Source organism: Azospirillum oleiclasticum, assembly GCF_013423485.1.
In the GTDB taxonomy this organism is placed as follows: domain Bacteria; phylum Pseudomonadota; class Alphaproteobacteria; order Azospirillales; family Azospirillaceae; genus Azospirillum; species Azospirillum oleiclasticum.
Map to the genome: position 1 here is coordinate 75607 of NZ_JABFFR010000005.1, position 19765 is coordinate 95371.

The window sequence follows — 19765 nt, forward strand, 5'->3', positions numbered from 1 at the left end:
ACGCGACGTCGGCTTGCCAGCCGGGAGGAGGGACCATGGATGCTGACGAATTGATCCGCAAGACGCGGATATCGCTTGAGGTCGGACGCACGACCATGGCGCCGGATGACTTCACCCCTGCGCGCTTGGCCGACGCCGTAGCGCGTTTCGATGCGTCCGTCCGCCTGTCGGGCTTGGATCCGGATCTCGACGCCGAACAGTTGGACCTCGACAAGGTCGCCGCCTTCGTCGACGGCCTGCCCTGCCTGCCTGGCTCCATGTTGGCGCTATTGAGCGGGAGGACGCTGCGTCTTAACCTGCCGGGATTGGAGTTGCACACCAGCAGTGCCGTTACCGTGGAGACACTGCGCGCCGGCTACGGACTGGAGCCTGACCCCACCGCGGCGAACCCACACCTCGCCCCGGTCCGGCTCGCTGCAGCGCCATCAGCCAGCTTGGCCCGTTCCCGTATCGCCCGCTCAGCCAAAGCTGTGGACGAGCGCGACGCGCTGCTGAGACCGCTGACCGGTCAATCCGAGACTCCGGAGACACTGCGGGAGGCGGCCCGGCTCCGACAGGAGCGACGCTCCGCCGCCATGGTGTGGGCGTCTCTCGCTGATCGTCTTCTCCGCCATGATGCCAACGACCGCTGGGCGGCCGCCGAAGCCGCCGCGGCGCGACGTGCGCTGGCGTCAGAATCCGTTGGGCCAGCGGGCGGCGGCATGCCGTAGCAGGCCGCGCGCCAGTGATCACCCCCGTATGGCATTCCAGGCCGGGATGGCGAGGCGGTGAACCAGCGGGATCAGGACCGCCCCGACAGCCAGTCCGACCAGACCTGACAGGGCTGCCGACACCAGCCATTCCAACGCTCCGCCGACGGCAGGGGCTGCGCGCCCCGCCGCCGCGCCGGCGTCGTGAATGGCGTGGCCGAGGGTAGTGAATCCGAAGACCTCCAATCCGTGGACGATGATGCCGCCGCCGACCCACAGCATGGCCGCGGTGCCCACCACGGACAGTGCCTTCAGGAAGAGCGGCATTCCCTTCACCAGCCCGCGGCCGACGATCCGGGTCACCGGGCGCAGGGCGCGGTCGGCGGCGCCGGGCTCCCCGGACCCGACGCGACGCAGCCCCAGAAAGGTTGCGGCCGGCCGCTCATTGCCCGCCAGCGACAGGCCAGCGTCGTCCGCCTTCACCACCAGCGCCACCGTTCCGTAGACGGCCAGCGTGATCCCGATGCCAACCACGGCCAAGATCAGCGCCTGCATCCAGAAGGAGGAAGTCTCGGCGGCGACGGAGGACAGGGTGATCGCCATGATTTCCGCCGACAGGATCAGGTCGGTGTTGATGGCACCCCGCACCTTCTCGTCCTCCAGCACTTTCGGATCGGTCACGGCTCCGGGCGAGGTCCCGCCAGGGCCGTGATGCTCGGCGTGCGGCCAGAGCGCCTCGACCGCCTTCTCCGCCCCCTCGTAACAGAGATAGGCGCCGCCCAGCATCAGCAATGGCGTGATCGCCCAGGGCGCCACCAGGGTGAGCAGAAGAGCCGCCGGCAGCAGATACAGCAGTTTGTTCCTCAACGAGCCGATGGTGATCCTGGCAACGATCGGCAGTTCGCGCGACGCCGCGAACCCGACCACGTAGCGCGGCGTGACCGCCGCGTCGTCCACCACCACTCCAGCGGCCTTGAGCCCCGCCCGCGACGCCTGCGCCGCCACGTCGTCCACCGACGCGGCGGCCACCTTGGCGATGCCGACCACGTCATCGATCAGTGCGATCAGTCCGCTGCTCACGACGCCCCCTCCGTGCGATGCGCCGACACCTTAGCGGTTGCGGTGAACATCACAAGTCGGCCATCGGTCTCGGATCGCGGCCATGTTCGCGGTCAACCGGCCCGGCCCCCCGCGACGGGGGTGCCGGGAACATCCGATCATAGAACCATGTGAACAGGAAGGCGTAGCCCACATAAAACAAGGCGAAGGACACATCCATGAGGAAAGCTTCAAGCAGGCCGACCCCCAAATACCACGCGATGAAGGGCATGAGCACAGCCAACAGTCCCAGCTCGAACAGCAGGGCGTGGATAATGCGTGCTCCGATCGACTTGCAGGTGTCGCCGTTCAGCCGCCTCAGCGCGTGATCGAAGCCGAGGTTGAACAGGTAGTTCCAAACGGTGGCAATAGTCGCACCGCCGACGGCGATAACGCCAATATCGTTCATGGGGTGCCCGAATGTCCAGGCCCCGAGCGGCGTGATGAGCAGCAGCCCGACAATCTCGAAGAGAATGGCTTGGCGGATGCGATCCGTGGTGGTGCGCATGGTCGGATCCGATGCAAATATCGGGCCGTCCCGACGCCGGTGTCCCTATAGAGGGGGAGGTCGTCCTCGCTTGCCCGACCATGTGGGAAGCCGGGCCGGAACCGCAACCCCCTTCCGGATCATGCCTTGTAGGCAAGCCGCAAGGAGCCCCAGTGCCGGCCGCGCACGATGATCGGTGCGTCGACCTCCTTCAACCGCACCATCTGCCCGCCGCCCATGTCGCGCCGGTAGGCCTGCAACAGGAAGGGGCGGGTGTTGCGGGCGGCGGCGAGGCCGGCGCGGTCGGCGAAGACGCGGCGGTTGCGGCTGTTCGCGGTGTTCCAGTCGCGTTGGCCCGGCCGCTGCGGCTGTGAATAGGCACTGTTGTGGGTCGGCAGAAAGCCGATCAGATTGACCGCGGCGCAGAACACCACGCGCGCATCCATGCGCAGCACCGGCTCCTGGATGGGCGGGAACAGCCGGTCGGTCAGCGCCAGGAAGGGTGCCATGTGTTGCTCGGGATCGCTGCCGGGGATCGGCGTCAAGCGAGTCGAGAACAGCGCCTCCTCGGTGATTTCGCCTCGCGAAAGAGATTCCTCGAACTCGCGGGCGATGTTGGCGGCGTTCTCCTGCGCCGCCTTGATGAAGGGCCCGTCGGACTCGATCAAGCGGCGGTAAACGACGTCCAACTTCTGCATGCGTGGATCATCCAATTCGTCCAACGCCAGATGCAAGCCTAGGTCGCTGGTTCCCGCAACGAAGGCCGCAACCTCGCCGACATCCCGCAGCACGACGCCAACAGAGTCGCGCTCACGCAACTCCGGCAGTCCCTTCGGATCCACCAGCAGCCCTTGCAGCGAAAGGTCGAGCATGGTGGTGGCGAAACGCTGGCCGGCAATGGTCAGGGTTACCGGCTCCTCGCAGGGGATGCGGTCGGAGGTGCGGCGGTCACCCGCCACCGACTGGCGCAACGCGATGACCAGCCGGCGCTTCAGATCGCTCACCGCCCGGCGCGTGTCGGCCATGCGGCGCTCCACATCGCCGGCAACGTCGGTGATGTCGTCGGCCTGATGGCGGATCTGCAGGACGTTGGCGGAGACCTGCATGGCCGCATCTGCGCTGTTGGACGCGCTGCGGCCGATCTCGCCGTTGGCGGCGGCTTGTTCCTCGACCGCTGCGGCGGTGGCGGTGGCCGCTTCATCGATCTCCTCGATGACCCGTATGACCGACTGGATGGCATCGACGCTGCCATTCACGGCGGCACGGAGCTGGTCGATCTGGGCGGCGATATCGCCGGTGGCGCGCGCGGTCTGCCCGGCCAGCGACTTGACCTCCCCCGCCACCACGGCGAATCCCTTGCCCGCCTCGCCGGCGCGCGCTGCTTCGATGGTCGCGTTGAGCGCCAGCAGGTTGGTCTGCCCTGCGATGTCGGCGATAAGGCCGGCAACTTTGCCGATCTCCTCGGTCGCCAGTTCCATGCGGCGGATGGCGGCGGCGGAATCCCGTGCGCTGTCCACGGCACGCCGGGCAACCGTGCTGGAACGCGAGGCCTGCCGGGCGATCTCGCCACCAGAGGCGGTCAGTTCCTCCGTCGCGGCGGCGACGGACGCGGCGTCGGCGCTCGCACGTTCCGACGCGTCGGCGACCACGACCGTTCTGTCGCGCACCACTGCCAGCGCCTCAAGCAGATGGGAAATGCCCTCGCCGGCGTGCTGGCTGGTCTGTTCGACGCCGATCCAGGTGGCGTCCAGATCGCTTTCGATGGCCTTGCAAGTCTCCAGCAGCGCGATACGGGTGGATTCCTTCTGCCGAGCCTCGAGTTCCTGCTTCTCCTGGGCACTGTAGGCAATCTTCGCCTTGGTGGCGCGCAGCAGCATGCCGAGCCGACGGAACTCGGACGCATCGGGCAGCTCGATCGTGTGGGAAACGTCATTGCGCGCAATGGCATCGAAGTCGCGTTCGAACCGGTCCAGCGGCCGTCGCAAGGCGGCCAGCGTCGCAAACGCACACCACAGCGCCAGCAGCGCAGCGACCGTCACCGTCGCCGCGGTCAGCCAATGGTGGACCGTCAAACGATCGACCAGCGCGCCGATGTCGGACGCCGCCAGCGGCCGTCCTGCCTGCATCCCGGACAGCGCGTCGGCCACACCGCCCGTAACCATGACGCCATGCAGTCCCGCCCCGGCGACCGCCAGAACCATCAGCGTGAAGGCCAGGATCAGCCGCCCGGTCACGCTGCGGCCTAGTCTTGCCAAGCGTGCCATTGCTCCGCGCGCGACAACCGAGCCGTCGTGGATCGCCAGATGAGGCGCACGGCCACCACGGACGGCTGCGTATGTCCGCTCCGCCTCGGCAATCTGGTCGCGCGCTGGCTTTGAGCGGATGGAGATGTAGCCGGTCACCTCCCCGTTCTCCACGACGGGTGTGACATTGGCACGCACCCAGTAGAAGCCACCCGACTTGGTGCGGTTCTTCACCAGTCCTTCCCAGGGCTTGCCGGCCTTGATGGTGGTCCACAGATCGGCGAAGGCGGCCGCCGGCATGTGGGGGTGGCGGATGATGTTGTGCGGTGCGCCGATCAGATCCTCTTCCGTGTAGCCACTGACCTCAACAAAAGCGCGATTCACGAAGGTTATGCGACCTTTCGGATCGGTACGCGACACGAGCAGCGCAGTCTCGTCGAGAAGCACCTCCTCATCGGTGATCGGTCCGTTGTCCCGCATCGCACCCGCGCCCCCACGATTCGTCCACATCCGAAAGATATACGCGTAACAGGTTATCGCGGAAACAACTTGTTTTTGGATGTGCGGCGCATCAACAACCTGATAAGGGCGCGCAACTTCCTTCTATGCGATGCGGATTAGCCTTCATGATGGTAAGCACCATAGTCTCTCCACCCAACGACACGGACGGGTCATGGATTTCATCGATTTCCCCGGCGAAGACGCCCGGCGATTTCCGTTCAGCGCCGGTGTGCGCCATGGTGACCTGTTGTACCTCTCCGGACAGCTCGCCACCGACGACCCGGCTTTCGCCGGTCCCATTGGCGACATCGAGGCGGAAACTCGCGCCGTGATGAACCGCCTCGGTTTGGTGCTCGCCGCTTCCGGTGCCGGCTTCACCGACGTGATCCGCGTCGGCATCTTCATGACCGATCTTGGTGAGTTCGAACGGATGAACGGTGTGTACCGAAGCTTCTTCCCCGGCCCGCGTCTGCCGGCACGCACCTGCGTGGGCATCGCCAACCTGCTGCGCGGTGCCTCCATCGAGATCGACTGCGTGGCACGCATCGCCACATCCGCCCCCCAAGGCTAACGGCCCGTGACGGCCCGGCGGTCACCGCCGGGGTCCGTTCTCGTTGGAGATCGCTGTTCTATTCACTCTGCCGGCTGCGGCAACGGCTCCATGGCCTCCGCGGTGCGCCGACGCGCGATCAGAGTGTAGGCCGCCGGCACAACGAACAAGGTCAGCAGGGTGCCGAACGTCATCCCGCCCACGATAACCCAGCCGATCTGCTGCCGGCTTTCCGCGCCGGCTCCAGTGGCAAGCGCCAGCGGCACGGCGCCCAGCACCATGGCGCCCGTGGTCATTAGGATGGGGCGCAATCTCAAGACGGCGGATTCGATCGCGGCCTGCGTCGTCGTCTGCCCCTGCTCCTGGAGTTGGTTCGCGAATTCGACGATGAGAATGCCATGCTTGGTGATCAGACCGACCAGCGTGATCAGGCCGATCTGGCTGTACACGTTCAGCGTTCCGCCCGCCAGATGCAGGGCCAGCAGGGCGCCCGTCATCGACAACGGCACGGTGACCATGATGATCAGCGGGTCGACGAAGCTCTCGAACTGGGCCGCCAGCACCAGATAGATGAAGGCCAACGCGAGCACGAAGACGAAGAGCAGGCTGGACCCCGCCTCGCGGAATTCGCGGCTCTGCCCGGCGTAATCGGTCAGCACCCCCTGTGGCAGCACCTCGGCCGTGGTCCGATCGAGGAAGGCGAGCGCCTCGCCCAGTGAGGTGCCGGGCGCCAGCGTTGCCGTGATCGTGGCAGAGCGCAGCTGGTTGAATCGGTTCAATTCCTTGGGCGCCACCTTCTCCTCGGCGGTGACGAGGTTGGAGAGTTGGATCATGGTGCCGTCCGCACCACGAACGTAGATCCGGCTGAGATCGCGTGGAGTGTTCCGATCGGCGCCGCCCAAGCGCAGGATGACGTCATACTGTTCGCCATTCTGCTCGAACCGGGTGACCTGCCGTCCACCGAGCATGGTTTCGAGCGTACGCCCGACGGTGGAGACCTGGACACCGGCGTCCGTGACCTTGTCGCGGTTCATGGTCACTTCGACCTGTGGCTTGTTCAGCTTCAGGTCGCTATCGACGCCTACTAGACCTGGGTAGTCCCGTATACGCTCCATCACCCGGTCCACATGCTGCTGAAGCTGTGCATAGGTGCCCGAGGTCTGGATGACGTACTCCACCGGACGGCTGGAACCGCGTTGTCCGAAGGAGGGTGGGTTGACGGGGACGATGGTCATGCCGGCGATGCGCGACATCCGTGCCTGCATCTCGGCAGCGATCTCTTGTTGGCTGCGCTCCCGTTCATCCCAATCTTTCAACCGGGCGAAGGCCACCGAGCGCGTGACCTCCGGCCAACCAGCGACGGCGATGTAGCTCTCCACCTCCGGCACTGACGAGACGATCTTCTCGAGCTCACCAGTGTAGCGGCTGGTGTAGTCGATGGTGGCGCCTTCCGGCCCGGTGCCGAAAGCACGGATCACGCCGCGATCCTCGATCGGCGCGAGTTCCGACTTGATGATTGTGAAGAGCACCCCACTCGCACCCGCGACACCAACCGCAAGGAGCACGACAAGCCACCGGACCCGCAAGGTCAGCCCCAGCGCGCGACGGTATCCGGCCGCCATCCCCTCGAACAGCCGTTCCAGGGCGTTGTAGACCCGACCATGGGATTCGTGCGGCCGGATCAGCTTGGCGCACATCATGGGGGTCAAGGTGAGTGCCACGAAACCCGACACCAGCACCGACCCGGCCAGGGTCAGGGCGAATTCCAGGAACAGCCGGCCGGTGCGTCCCGGCGCGAAGGCAACAGGGGCATACACTGCCGCCAGTGTCAGCGTCATGGCGACAACGGCCAGTCCAATCTCGCGCGTGCCGACGATGGCCGCGTGGTTCGGACGCTTGCCCTCCTCCACATGGCGGTGGACGTTCTCCAGTACCACGATGGCATCATCAACCACGAGGCCGATCGCCAGCACCATCGCCAGCAGGGTCAGCGTGTTGACCGAAAAGCCCAGCGCGTACATCAGCGCGAAACTCGTGATCAGCGACACCGGGATGGTGACGATGGGGATGAGCGACGCGCGGAACGACCGCAGGAAGAACAGGATGACCAGCACCACCAGCACGATGGCTTCCACGATCGTGTGGAAGACGGCGTTGATGGAGCGGTCGATGAACACCGAGCTGTCGTAGGTGATCGCCGCCGTCATGCCCTCCGGCAAACTTTCGATCACCTGAGGAAGCGCTCCCCGCACGCCTTTCGACACGTCCAGCGGGTTCGCGGTCGCCTGCTTCACGATGCCGATCGAGATCGCGTTCCGCCCATCCGAGCGGCTGGCCCGCCGGTCATCCGCGGCGCCCAGTTCGATACCCGCCACGTCCCGCAGCCGCACTGGAAAGCCGTCGGCGCGTTTGACCACGACAGCACCGAACTGCTCCGGCGTGACCAACCCCGTCCGCGAGAGGACCGTGAACTCGCGGTCCCTGCTTTCGATCCGGCCCGATGGTATCTCGATGTTCTGGGCGCGCAGAGCCTCTTCCACATCCTGCACGGTGAGCGCGTAGGCGGCCAGCCGGTCGCGGTCGAGCCAGATCCTCATGGCGTAACGCCGCTCGCCGAGAATCGTGACGTCGGCCACGCCCGGCAAATTCTTGAACCGGTCGATCACCACGCGATCGAGATAGTCGGTGATCTCCAGGGACGACAGCCGGTCGCTGGTGAAGGGCATGAACATCACCGGCTGGGCGTCCGCCTCCACCTTGGCGATGACCGGCTCTTCCAACTCGTCGGGGAGGCGACCGCGCACCCGCCCCACGCGGTCCCGAACGTCGCTGGCGGCCACGTCGGGGTCGACCGTGCTGCGGAAGGTGACCGTGATCCGGCTCGTCTCGGCCCGGCTGACGGAGGTCAGCGTATCGATGCCTTCGATGCCCGCAATGGAGCCCTCCAGCACCTGGGTCACCTGGGTCTCGATGATCTCGGCCGACGCTCCGGGGTAGGAGGACACGACCGAAACGACCGGCTCGTCGATGTTCGGGTACTCCCGAACCGTCAGCCGCTGGTAGCTGACGGCGCCGACAAGCACGAGCACGAGGCTCATCACCGTGGCGAAGACCGGGCGCTGAACGCAGATTTCGGAGATGCGCATCGGCTCAGACCCGCGCGTCGGGATTCTCGCGGTTCACGATCTCGACGGCTGCGCCATCACGCAGCCGTTGCTGACCCGCGGTCACAACGATGTCACCCGCGCTCAGACCATCCAGAACCTCGACCTCCCCCGCGCGCCGCTGGCCGAGCTTGACCTCGACGAGCGCGACGCGGCCGTTCGTCACGCGGTAGACGAAGCGACGGTCGCCCTGCGGGACGATCGCACCTTCGGCCACCACCGGCGCATCATCCCGTTTGGCGACCGCCACGGAAACCCGCACAAACAAGCCGGGCCGCAGTTCATGATCGCCGTTCGGAATGCGGGCGCGAAGCCTGATGGCGCGGCCATTGACGTCGACCTGCGGGTCGGCCGCGTAGATCTCGCCGGTGAAGCTGCGGCCCGGCAGGGCGTCCACCGTCACCGTCACGGTCTGACCCACCCGGATCGCCGTCAGGCTGGTCTCCGGAACGCGGAAATCGACCTTCAGAGGGTCGAGGCTCTGCAGCGTCACCAGGGCCTCGCCCCGGTTCACGTAACCGCCAGGTCCGACCGACCGCAGGCCGAGCACGCCGTCGAATGGAGCGCGGATGGTGGCCTTCTCCAGGCGGGTGCGGGCGAGGTCCGCCGACGCGCGGGCCGATTGCAGGGCGGCCAGGGTTTCGTCGCGGACCCTCAGCGTGCCCGAACGTTGCTGGTAAAGCGTGTCGGCGCGCTCGAAATTGGCCTGCGCCAGGGTCAGGTTGGCCTGCGACTGGGCAAGTTCGCCCTGCAGGATGGCATCGTCGAGCAGCACCAGCGGTTCGCCGGCCTTGACCGGCATGCCTTCCTCGAAGGGAATGGACGCGATGCGGCCGTCGACCTCCGGGGCGATCACCACATACTCGTTCGCCTGGAGCGTGCCCACGGCGCCGATCTCCTCGATCACCGTGGAGCTTTTCACCTGGCCGACTTCCACCGCAACGCCGCGCGATACGGGCTTGGCCACCGATGTGGACTGGGCGAAGGCCGGGTGTTCGCTGAGACGCCAGTACCCGGCAGCCCCGGCGACTCCCAGCCCCGCGACGATAAGGACGGCTATGGCACCCTTTTTCATGGGATCCACGAGGCTCCGGGCCGGGTTCAGGGACATCGCCGGGGCCGGTTCCCGAGCCCCGCCGTTCCATATGTGTCCCGCCGGCGCGCCGGATCAAGCGATATGCGCGCGAACAAGCGTCTCCGCGGTCATGCCCTCCTGTCGGCGAAGATCGTTGTGGATGGCCGTTGCGGCCTTGGCGGCTTCTCCCATGGCTACGGAAATCTGGTTCAGGGTGGACACCACGTCGCCGGCGGCGAAGACACCCGGGACCGAGGCGCGTTGGTGTCCGTCAACGATGAGGCGCCCGCACTCGTCCATGGTGGCCCCGATTTCCGCGGCCAGCGAGGAGCGGGCCAGCGTGCCGAGGGCCGAGTAGAGCGTATCGAAGGCGCGATCCCGGCCGCTGCGCAGCACCACATGGGTGATACGTCCATCGGCGATCGTGACACCGGCGGCTGGCTCCTCCTCCACCGAGACCCCGGCGCGATCCAGCGCGGCCTGCATCTCCGTGGCCAGATCCATCGGCTCTCCGAGGGTCAGGAGCGTGACATGCGGGGTGTATGTCCGCATGAACAGCGCTTCACCCACCGCCTGCGCACCGTGCCCGATCACCCCGATCCGGCGGTCGATGACTTCGTACCCGTCACAGATCGGACAGACGCGGATCAGACCGCGCTGCACGGCGTCGAACAGGTCCGGGACTTTCGGTTGGTCATCGATGACGCCGGTGGCCAGCAGCAGGGTGGATGCCTGGATCCGACGGCCGTCCGCCAGGGTGGCGATGAACCCGCCGCCGTCCAGGGCCATGACCGACCGGACCGATCCGGGCTCGATCCGGGCGCCGTAGCGCCGTGCCTGTGTCCGCATGCGGTCGAGCAGGTCGCTGCCGTGGATGCCGTCCGGATAACCGGGGTGGTTGCGGGTGGTCGGGATCCAGGAACAGCGGCTCTTCCCCTCGTCCAGCACGAGGACCGAGCGGCGGAAGCGGGCCAGATAGATGGCGGCCGTGGCGCCCGCCGGACCTCCGCCGACGACGAGGCAATCGATCATGGGCCCGGCTTCCCGATGACGGAACCTTGATAGCGATCCAGCAGATCCTGAGGATCGCGGTGGATCTCCACGCAGCCGGCCTTGCGCAGATCGGCCTCGGCAAAGCCGCCGCACAGCACTCCGATGATCGGAATGCCGGCCTTGCCCGCGGCCAGCGCGTCCCAGGGGGTATCGCCCACCACGACCGCATCGCGGGCGGGCAGGTCCAGCTTGCGCCGCGCCGCCTCGAAGATGTCGGGGTGGGGTTTGGACCGGTCGACATCGTCCGAGGTGGTCTCGGTCCGGATCAGGTCATCGATGCCGGCCACCCGCTTGTAACGCTGCAGCTCGTCGCCCTTGGCGGAGGAGGCGAGAGCCACGCGCTTGCCATCGGCCAGGAGGCGTTCGATCAGCGAGCGCACGCCGGGAAAGCCGGTGACCCTGTCCATATAGTCGCGGGCGAAGAGGTCGTGGCGGTAGCGGTCGATCTCGTCCTGCCGGCGCTCCAGATCCGCGGGCGGGACGAAGACCGGCATGAGCTGGTCACCGCCCTTGCCGATCTGCGAGCGCACGGCGTCGAAATCCACCTCGTACCCGAAATGGCGGAGCGCCTCGACCCAGGCCTGCGCGTGCAGGTCCACGGAGTCCACCAGCGTCCCGTCCACATCGAAGATCACACCCTTCACCATCGCCTGCTCCCTTTCATCGAAGCCTCAAGAACCGCCGGCGCCGCGGCCGGTTCCGGGAGCATGGGCGAGGGCCAGCGAGAGGGCGGCGCGGATGGTGGCGGTCAGCACGGCGTCGGGCGGGCCGGGAAAGCGGTGCTCTTCGACCACCGTATCTCCCCCGCGGCGGACAAGGCCGATGTAAACGAGGCCCGCCGGCTTGCCGAGGTCGGGGTCCGGCCCGCCGACGCCGGTCACCGACAGGGCCACGGCCACCCCCGGCGAACGGTCCAGCGCCCCCTGCGCCATGCGGCGAGCCACCTCCGGGTCATAGGGGGTACGCTCGCGGATGAGGTCGGCGGGCACCCCCAGGGCTTCGGACTTCAGATCGCTGCAATAGGTGACATAGGCCCCGTGCAGGACCGCGGTGCTGTCGGGGGCGGCGGCGAGGCAGGCGCCGATCAGGCCGGCGGTGCAGGATTCCGCGGTGATCAGGCGCAGCCCGGCGGCGCGGTAGGTCTCCACCACCCGGTGCGCCAGATCCGCGAGGTCGGGGGCGAAGCGGCAGGGTGCGTCGGCGGTCACGGCAATCCTCCCCGGTCTGGTCGGCCCACCGACAACACCCCGGCCCCCGGCAAGGTTGCGGCCACCCACGCCTGCCCCAGCGCCAGCCCGCCGTCGTTGGCCGGCGCCAGCCGGGGGAGCAGGGCACGCACCCCCCGCGCCGCGAATCCGGCGGCCAGCCCCTCGGCCAGCACCGCGTTCATCAGGCACCCGCCGGACAGAGCCACGCTGCCGAGCCCCCGCCCCTCCAGCACCGGCATGGCCCAGTCCACCAGGGCGGCGGCGAGGGTGCCGTGGAAGAGGTCGGCCCCGGCCTGCGCCTCCATGTCCGCCAGCCGGCCCAGCAGCGGCAGCGGGTCGAGCACGCGGGCGCCCCCCTCCTCCCGCACGCTCCACCCACCGTCCATCACGGCGGGGCTGCGGACGAGGGATTCCAGCACCATCGGCGCCTCCCCCTCGAAGCCCGCCACCGGGCGCACGCCGAGCAGCCCGCAGGCGGCGTCGAACAGCCTCCCGCAGGAGCTGGTGGGCGGCGCGCCGATGCCGCGCTCGACCATCCGCCGCACGCCCTCGGCCGGGCCGAAGGCGGCGAAGCGCGGCACCACCTCCCCGCCGCGGCCCAGCGCCACCAGGGCGGCGGCGGCCATCCGCCAGGGCTGGCGGGCCGCCACGTCGCCACCGGGCTGGGCGAGCGTGGCGAGGTGGCCCAGCCGCTGGAAGCCGCCCCCGGCCTCGGCCAGCAGCAGCTCCCCTCCCCAGGACCCGCCATCCGCGCCAAGCCCGAAGCCGTCGAGCGCCAGCCCCACGGCGTCACCCTCCACCCCGTGCTCGGCGAGCACGGCCGCCACGTGGGCGTGGTGGTGCTGCACCGGGACCAGCGGCCGGCCGAGTCCGGCGGCGTAGCGGGTGCTCTGGAAATCGGGGTGCAGGTCGTGGGCGACCGCCGCCGGCTCGACCTCCAGCACCCGCAGCAGATGCTCCACCGTCTCCTCGAGGAATCCCACGGTGGCGGGGTTGTCGAGATCGCCGATGTGCTGGGACAGGAAGGCCTCCGCCCCGCGCGTCACGCACACGGTGGTCTTGAGATGGCCGCCGACCGCCAGCAGCGGGGGCACCGCCCGCGGCAGCCGGATCGGCACCGGCACATGCCCGCGCCCCCGCCGCAGGAAGGCCGGCGCCCCGGCCACCAGCCGCAGCACGGAATCGTCGGCCCGCACCAGGATCTCCCGGTCGTGGCCAACGATGAGATCGGCGATGCCGGCCAGCCGGCGCTCCGCCTCCGCGTCGTCGATCGCCAGCGGCTCGCCACCGGGGTTGGCCGAGGTCATGACCAGGGCCAGATCCTGCGGCTGCTCCAGCCAGCCGGTGCCGGCGGGGCGTCCGGCGGCCTCGTGGAACAGCAGGTGATGGATCGGGGTGTAGGGGAGCATGATCCCCAGCCAGCCCAGATCCGGCGCGATGCCGGGGGCCAGCCGGTCCGCCTCGGCTCCATTGGCCCCCTCCCCGGCCGGGTGGCGGCGCAGCAGCAGGATGGGGCGCGCCCGGTCCTCCAGCGTCAGTCGCTCGGCCTCCCCCAGCTCCACGAAACGGCGGGCGGAGGCAGCGTTGGCGACCATCAGGGCGAAGGGCTTGCCGTTGCGCTGCTTCACCCGGCGCAGCCGGTCCACCGCCCCGGCCGAAAAGGCGTCGCAGGCGAGGTGGAAGCCGCCCAGCCCCTTCACCGCCACGATCCGCCCGGCCCGGATCGCCGCCAGCACGTCCGGGATGGGGTGCGAGAGGCGCGGGCCGCAGTCCGGGCAGGCGGTGGGCTGGGCGTGGAAGCGGCGGTCCGCGGGGTCGTGATACTCCCGCGCGCAAGCCCCGCACATGGGAAAGGCGGCCATGCTGGTCTGCGGCCGGTCGTAGGGCAGCCGCCGCGTGATGGTGAAGCGCGGCCCGCAATGGGTGCAGTTGAGAAAGGGGTAGAGGTGGCGCCGGTCGCCGTGGTCGAACAGCTCGGCCAGACAGTCCGGGCAGACGGTGGCGTCCGGCCCGATCATCGTCGCCGCCCGCCCGCTGGCGTCGCTGGCGCGGATGGCGAAGCCGCCCTCCTCCGCCACCGGCTCCAGCGCCGTCACCTCCACCGCGTCGATGCGGGCGAGCGGCGGCGCCCCGTTCGTCAACAATTCCGGCAGGGCATCCAGGCCCGGCCCCTGCGCCTCCAGCAGCACGCCGTCGGCGTCGTTCAGCACCCAGCCGGTCAGCCCCAGCCGCGCCGCCAGCCCATGCACGAAGGGGCGGAACCCCACACCCTGCACCTGCCCGCGCACCCGCAGGCGCAGGCGCATCCCCTCCGGCCCGGTTCCCATCGGCGGCGGCGTCCTTCCCGTCATCCCGTGCGACATCGTGCGACACTTCCGGGCAGGGTGCGCCGGCTGTCGCACGCCCGTCAACGGGTGTTTCCGCTGGCGGGGCAAGGGGTTGCGGGGGATCGTCGGTGTACGGGCGTGCGACGGGGGTGTTGCACGGGGACAGGGGGAGGGATCGGGTGTGGGCCGGGTGCGACGCCCTGCCCGACTCCTCCATCCGCGCCCACATCGCCCGCTGCCAGTCCGGCACCAGCGCCGCCGGCAGGATGTAGGCGTTGTTCCGCCGCAGCCGGGCGCGGGCCTCGGCGATCATGGAGTGGTATTCCCAGTAGGTGCGGTAGCGGAAATCCTCCGCCTCCTTCCACGCGTTGCGCAGGGCGTCCGGCCCGATGCCCAGCGTCTCCGACACCTGCCGCGGCGTGTAGCCGGCGGCGAGCGCGCGGGCGGCCCGCGCCCACACGCGGTCGGGGGTGCGGGAGCGGGGGACCAGCCGCCCTTCCGGCGCGCGGATGGCCGGCGGGCCGGGGATGGCGTCCGGCCCCGACTCCGGCAGGCGCCGGCCGCGCTTGGCGTGCCCGGCCTCCGCACTCGTCACCCGCGGGTCGTTGGTGAGGAAGGCGATCTGCGTGAAGCTCTGGAAGAAGCCGAGCGCCGCCAGCCCCTGCGAGCGGTCGCGGGGGACGGCGCGGGGGCCGCGGCGCAGGCCGGGGGCGACGGGCATGGCGGCCTCAGCGCATCAGGGGCATGTCGGGGTTCCACTCGTCCAGCGGGTCGAGCGGCGTGGGGTCGAGCTCGTCGGGTGGTATGGCGGGCGGTGTGGCGGCGGTCAGGACGCCGGTCCCATCATCGGGGGATGGGGGGACAGGCGGCGGCGAGCCGACCGCCTCGTCCGCCACGTCGGGGCCGGGCGGCGGCGGCAGGCCGGCCGCGCGCTCCTCCCCCGGCAGCCGGCCGAGCGCGATGCGGTCGATCACCCAGCGCGCCGTCGCCAGATCGCCCTGGGCCAGCGCCATCTCGATCCGCGCCACCGCCATCGCCCCCAGCGCGCGCACCCGGTGGAGCGCCTCCCGCTGCTGGCACGCCCGCTCCCACTCCACCCGCGCCCGGAAGGCCGGCGCCGCGTGGTAGGCCCGCCAGATGGTCGAGCGGTGGCACCCCATGGCCCGCGCCACCTGCACCACCGCCCACCCCGCCGCCATCCGATGCGCCGCCATCGCCCAATCGGAGTCGGGATAGGCCGATCCGGGCACGAGCTGCCCCTCGGGGGACAGCGGCGGCTCCTCAAGCTCGACGGCGCGGGGGGCGGGGGGTGCGGTGGGGAGCATGGTCGTGCCCTCGGGAAGAGTGATAGGGATTTAAGCCTATCATGAGGGCGTGGGGTGGGGGAAGGGATCCGGCAATGGAAAACGCGTGCAGAGAAGACACCGCCGCCGGATAATAGGGGTCGGCGCCTTGATCACAAGTTTCAGGAATGCGCCACTGGGACCGACGCAACCCTGGACGGAACCTTGGACGATTTCGCCGAACTCGTTGAGCGGTTCCTTCAGGCGCCAAAGCGCTGCGTGAACCGCAGCATCCGGTGGCGCACCGGGAACCATCCCGACTACGCCGTCGCCCGCCTGCGCCTGCTGGCCGATGGCTTCGAAGGATATCGGACACGGGTCGAAATGGCGGCCCATCTCAAACGCGATCCCAGAAAGTTCCAATTTGCTCTTCTTTTCAACAACACAAGAGTCCTCGCCCTTGATGTGGGGCCGGCAAGGTCTCATAAAAATTTACTGACTGGAAAGTCCATCTCGTGCTCGCATTGGCAAGTTTATCCGCTTTATGAAGCGGAGGCGGACGACAGAACTCTGACGCATCGAATATGGCTTGACGAATTCTGTAAGAGAGCGCATATTGACTTGGAGGCTCCGTATCGTCAGCCGCCCTTTGATAAAGTCCAGTTGGGGCTGTCACTGAAATGAACAGGCTTTCGGCAGAAGAGATCGAATTCGCCGCCCGGTCGCTCATTGAAGCATCGGAGACGAGCCTTGGCATCGAGGTGAACACTCCGATCGTGTATCCCAACGGCGATTGCGTGACGGTCGTTGTCGAACAGGACCGGTCCGACTTCGTGGTGCATGATGGCAGCTTTGGCGCTATGTACCTGGCGGCGGAGGGTATCGACCTGAGCAAGTCGCTGTCGACAAGGCTATCGAACGCGGTTGGCCGTTATGGTTGCGAAATGAAGGGTGGCCGTGTCGTGCGCCGGGCCGGTGCGGACGAATTGCCCATAGCCATCGCTCTCGTCGCCAATGCGTCGCGACTGGTGGGCGATCAGGTGCTGGAAATGCGGCGGCAATCGGAAAGTGAGTTCCGCGTTGTCGTGACGGAAAAACTTCGCAATTTCGTTGGTGATCGCCTGCGTGAGAATCAGGAATTCAAAGGAAAGAGTGGTCGTCTTTATCGGGTGGCAAACGTCATTCTCGATTCATCCCGCAGCAAGCCGGTGGCGTTCGTGATGGCGATTACCGGTCGTCATGCCATTCCGGCGGCTTTTTCCGAAATGTTCGATTTGAAGCAGGCGTTGCCGGCGGTGGCGAACGACAGCGTTTACCCGGACGACAGTGGCGTGCGCATCGAGGACGCCAATCTGTTGAACGAGGTCGGCCGGGCGTTCGCTTACAGCAAGGCGGCGGAAGAGTTTTCACGGTTCGCTCAGGCAGCGGAATAAGAGCGCCTAACAGAACCATCCCTGGACGAATTTCCAGCCGATGAGGCTGGCGGCGATGCGGTGGAAGGCTGTGACGATGTCGGCGCGCCGACCTTCGGCTGTCGGGCGTTCCCTTCGGCACGTCGCCCCCGGTCCGCTCGACCGCTCCAGCCCATGTCCCGGACCTTGCGGGCACATGCACATCGCGCGCCGCTATTGCCGGTCGGGCGGCGTGATGCGCAGGGTCGTCCCGTCGGGACGGTGAAGCTCGGTGATGGTTTCCAGGCGGATCAGGCGCTTCTCATGATCCGCCACCGCGGCGGTCGCTTCGCGTCCCAGTGTCGCCAGGCTTTCGTCGAGCCGCTTGACCCGCTCCTCGATCGGCACGATCGATCGCAGCCCGCCCAGGACCCTGTCGCCGAAACTCATGGCGCACGCCGCTCCCGCAACGCGGCGGTCAGCGCCTCCGTCTCCGCAAGGGCCGCGTCGAGGCGCGCGAGGATGCCCGGCTCGGCCGCGGACAGGGCGTCGAGCAGCGATTCGACCTCCTGCCGGTGCTCCGCAAGATCATCATCGGTGATTCGTCGCCGGACGAACTCCGCCGTGGAAACACCGGCGGATTTCGCCCGGCGTTCGAGCCGGCGCTTCTCCTCGGGCGTCATTAGCACCACAAGACGCGCGGTCGCAGCCATGGTGTTGTCCGCATTGGACATGGACATGCCATGCACCGTGGGACCTCTTCGGCTCATGGTCAGTCAGCCTTGTGGCTTCGGGGCGCATGGCGGCCGTCGCCCCCGAGGCGAAGGGGCTCATCGCCGACCGGGGCTGTAATTCCGACCGTCCGCGCGACGCACCGCAGCATCGGATTACAAATCAAATCATTCGCTTTCCAAGCGAAAACGCTTGCGCGCGCGTTCGTTCGCGGCCATGGTGTTTCCCGGAAGGAAACACCCAGGAAACAGGCGGGACGCCAGGCCGTGGACGATTTGGGGACGACGCTGCGGCGCATCCGCACGGAGGCGGGGCGCAGCCTTGCCGAGGCGGCGGAGCTGGCGGAGGTCACCAAGGGCTATCTGTCGAAGGTGGAGCAGGGCAAGGCCGTGCCGTCCATCGCCATCATCCAGCGGCTGGCCGCGGGCTATGGCGTGCGGCCGGGCGACATCTTCAACGAGGCCGGCGACAACGCGCATTTCTCGCTGGTCCGGGCCAACGACCGCCGCGCCATCAACCGTGACGGCACGGAGCTGGGCTATGTCTTCGAATCCGTCGGCTTCCGGCTGCCCGACCGGCTGGCGGAGGTGTTCGTGCTGACCCTGCCGCCGGTGGACGACCGGCCCAAACAGTTCTACCGGCACAAGGGGCAGGAGATCTTCTTCATGTTGGAAGGTCAGTGCCGCTTCTTCTATGGCGGGGCCGAGCATGTGATCGGCCCCGGCGACTGCGTGTATTTCGATGCCGCCATCGACCACCGGGGCGAAGCGGCGGGCGAGGAGCCCGCCAAGGCCCTGGTCGTCATCCTGCCGCAGCCCCAGCCCCAGCCTTCACCGGCCGGCTGAGCCGCGGAACGTCTTCACCCGTCACCAAGAAACACTGTGGAGGGATCATCCATGACGTCGTTCGTCACCCGTCGCGCCGCCCTGAAGGCCGCCGGCATCGGCACCGCGGCGGCCGCCGCGTCCACCCTCGCCGCCCCGGCGATCGCGCAGGACACCGTGTCCTGGCGCATGCAGTCGCTGTGGGACGGCGGCACCACCCCGCAGAAGTTCGAGGAGCGCTTCGTGAAGCGCGTCGCCGAGCTGACCGGCGGGCGCTTCAAGATCGAGCTGTTCTCCGCCGGCCAGATCCTGCCCGCCAACCAGATGTTCGACGCCGTGCGCGGCGGCGCCTTCCAGATGATGAAGACCTTCGACGGCTACGAGGCCGGCAAGATCCCCGCACTCGCCTTCACCAGCACCGTGCCCTTCGGCTTCCCGGAGTCCGACCAGTACGAGGCGTGGTTCTACGAGCTGGGCGGCATCGACCTTGCCCGCCAGGCCTATGGGCAGGCCGGGCTGTTCTACATCGCCCCCACAGTCTACGGGCCGGAGCCGATGCATTCCAAGTTCCCGATCCGCAAGATCGCGGATTGGAACGGGAAGAAGGGCCGCTTCGTCGGGCTGGCCTCCACCGTCATGGGGGCGCTCGGCGTGTCGGTGGTGCCGCTGCCGACCGGCGAGGTCTACTCCGCGCTCGACAAGGGGCTGATCGACTTCGCCGACCGCGGCGACCTGACCGCCAACTTCGAGGCGGGGCTGGCCGAGGTGGCGAAGCACATCGTGATGCCCGGCGTGCACCAGCCGACCACGGCCACCAGCTACGTCGCCAACCGCGCGGCCTACGAGAAGCTGTCGGCGGAGAACAAGGCGGCCCTGGCGGTCGCCGCGCGCGAGGTGTCGGCCGCGCTGCGCCAGCACATCCTGGTCGCCGACGGCAAGGCCATCGAGGGCTACAAGGCCAAGGGCGTGGAGATCGTGTCGCTCGACCCGGCCGACGTGCAGCAGGGCCGTGTCAAGGCACGCGAGGCCTGGGTGACCGCCACCAAGAACGAGGCGCTGGCGACCAAGGTGCTGGACAGCCAGGTCGCCTTCATGAAGCAGCTCGGGCTGCTGGCGTAACCAAGCCCTCTCCGTTCCCGC

General features: G+C 68.2%; 18 protein-coding genes. 6 read left to right on the forward strand and 12 right to left on the reverse strand.

The features are described from left to right. Window positions 1-35: 35 nt before the first annotated feature. Complete coding sequence (locus HL658_RS08095) at window positions 36-710, forward strand: hypothetical protein (RefSeq protein WP_180281441.1); 675 nt, start codon at window positions 36-38, stop codon at window positions 708-710. Window positions 711-728: 18 nt separating this feature from the next. Here the strand turns inward: HL658_RS08095 and HL658_RS08100 are convergent, their stop codons facing one another. The 3 genes from HL658_RS08100 to HL658_RS37650 all read right to left on the reverse strand — a co-directional run bounded on the left by HL658_RS08100 (window position 729) and on the right by HL658_RS37650 (window position 4997). After that, entirely contained in the window at window positions 729-1769 is a 1041-nt protein-coding gene (locus tag HL658_RS08100) for a DUF808 family protein (RefSeq protein WP_180281442.1), read from the reverse strand. Between the two features lie 49 nt (window positions 1770-1818). Further along, entirely contained in the window at window positions 1819-2295 is a 477-nt protein-coding gene (locus HL658_RS08105) for a PACE efflux transporter (protein WP_180281443.1), read from the reverse strand. A 119-nt stretch (window positions 2296-2414) separates the two neighbouring features. Further along, the gene (locus HL658_RS37650) at window positions 2415-4997 is read right to left on the reverse strand and encodes a methyl-accepting chemotaxis protein (protein ID WP_180281444.1); all 2583 of its coding nucleotides are present in this window, start codon (window positions 4995-4997) and stop codon (window positions 2415-2417) included. Window positions 4998-5190: 193 nt separating this feature from the next. Between HL658_RS37650 and HL658_RS08115 the strand changes: the two genes are divergently transcribed. Continuing rightward, a complete protein-coding gene (locus HL658_RS08115) occupies window positions 5191-5589 on the forward strand; it encodes a RidA family protein (protein ID WP_180281445.1) in 399 nt (132 codons plus the stop codon). 62 nt (window positions 5590-5651) lie between these two features. Here the strand turns inward: HL658_RS08115 and HL658_RS08120 are convergent, their stop codons facing one another. The 7 genes from HL658_RS08120 to HL658_RS08150 all read right to left on the reverse strand — a co-directional run bounded on the left by HL658_RS08120 (window position 5652) and on the right by HL658_RS08150 (window position 15720). Then, window positions 5652-8714, reverse strand: a complete 3063-nt coding sequence (locus HL658_RS08120) for an efflux RND transporter permease subunit (RefSeq protein WP_180281446.1) — start codon at window positions 8712-8714, stop codon at window positions 5652-5654. Window positions 8715-8718: 4 nt separating this feature from the next. Beyond that, window positions 8719-9807 carry an efflux RND transporter periplasmic adaptor subunit gene (locus HL658_RS08125; protein WP_180281447.1) on the reverse strand — a complete coding sequence of 363 codons (1089 nt, stop codon included), beginning with the start codon at window positions 9805-9807 and terminating at the stop codon, window positions 8719-8721. Window positions 9808-9900: 93 nt separating this feature from the next. Next, entirely contained in the window at window positions 9901-10839 is a 939-nt protein-coding gene (locus HL658_RS08130; RefSeq protein ID WP_180281448.1) for an NAD(P)/FAD-dependent oxidoreductase, read from the reverse strand. Beyond that, window positions 10836-11507, reverse strand: a complete 672-nt coding sequence (locus HL658_RS08135) for an HAD family hydrolase (RefSeq protein WP_180281449.1) — start codon at window positions 11505-11507, stop codon at window positions 10836-10838. The genes HL658_RS08130 and HL658_RS08135 overlap by 4 nt, the downstream gene beginning before the upstream one ends. 24 nt (window positions 11508-11531) lie before the next feature. Continuing rightward, complete coding sequence (locus tag HL658_RS08140) at window positions 11532-12068, reverse strand: nicotinamide-nucleotide amidohydrolase family protein (protein WP_180281450.1); 537 nt, start codon at window positions 12066-12068, stop codon at window positions 11532-11534. Continuing rightward, window positions 12065-14419, reverse strand: a complete 2355-nt coding sequence (hypF, locus tag HL658_RS08145) for a carbamoyltransferase HypF (protein WP_246337393.1) — start codon at window positions 14417-14419, stop codon at window positions 12065-12067. Before hypF ends, HL658_RS08140 begins: the two co-directional genes overlap by 4 nt. A 704-nt stretch (window positions 14420-15123) precedes the next feature. Then, window positions 15124-15720 carry a helix-turn-helix domain-containing protein gene (locus tag HL658_RS08150; protein ID WP_180281451.1) on the reverse strand — a complete coding sequence of 199 codons (597 nt, stop codon included), beginning with the start codon at window positions 15718-15720 and terminating at the stop codon, window positions 15124-15126. Between the two features lie 183 nt (window positions 15721-15903). Here HL658_RS08150 and HL658_RS08155 point away from each other — a divergent pair, with 183 nt between their 5' ends. Then, entirely contained in the window at window positions 15904-16362 is a 459-nt protein-coding gene (locus tag HL658_RS08155) for a hypothetical protein (protein ID WP_180281452.1), read from the forward strand. Further along, window positions 16359-17111, forward strand: a complete 753-nt coding sequence (locus HL658_RS08160) for a hypothetical protein (RefSeq protein ID WP_180281453.1) — start codon at window positions 16359-16361, stop codon at window positions 17109-17111. Before HL658_RS08155 ends, HL658_RS08160 begins: the two co-directional genes overlap by 4 nt. Before the next feature lie 192 nt (window positions 17112-17303). Here HL658_RS08160 and HL658_RS08170 read toward each other — a convergent pair whose 3' ends face one another. Both HL658_RS08170 and HL658_RS08175 read right to left on the reverse strand, forming a co-directional pair. Next, the gene (locus HL658_RS08170) at window positions 17304-17519 is read right to left on the reverse strand and encodes a hypothetical protein (RefSeq protein ID WP_180281454.1); all 216 of its coding nucleotides are present in this window, start codon (window positions 17517-17519) and stop codon (window positions 17304-17306) included. Then, on the reverse strand, window positions 17516-17782 hold the full coding sequence (locus tag HL658_RS08175; RefSeq protein ID WP_180281455.1) for a plasmid mobilization protein: 267 nt from the start codon (window positions 17780-17782) through the stop codon (window positions 17516-17518). Before HL658_RS08175 ends, HL658_RS08170 begins: the two co-directional genes overlap by 4 nt. Window positions 17783-18067: 285 nt before the next feature. Here HL658_RS08175 and HL658_RS08180 point away from each other — a divergent pair, with 285 nt between their 5' ends. Together HL658_RS08180 and dctP are read left to right on the forward strand one after the other, a co-directional pair. Beyond that, window positions 18068-18646, forward strand: a complete 579-nt coding sequence (locus tag HL658_RS08180) for a cupin domain-containing protein (protein WP_180281456.1) — start codon at window positions 18068-18070, stop codon at window positions 18644-18646. A 51-nt stretch (window positions 18647-18697) separates the two neighbouring features. Further along, window positions 18698-19744 carry a TRAP transporter substrate-binding protein DctP gene (dctP, locus tag HL658_RS08185; RefSeq protein ID WP_180281457.1) on the forward strand — a complete coding sequence of 349 codons (1047 nt, stop codon included), beginning with the start codon at window positions 18698-18700 and terminating at the stop codon, window positions 19742-19744. The last annotated feature ends 21 nt before the right edge of the window (window positions 19745-19765 follow it).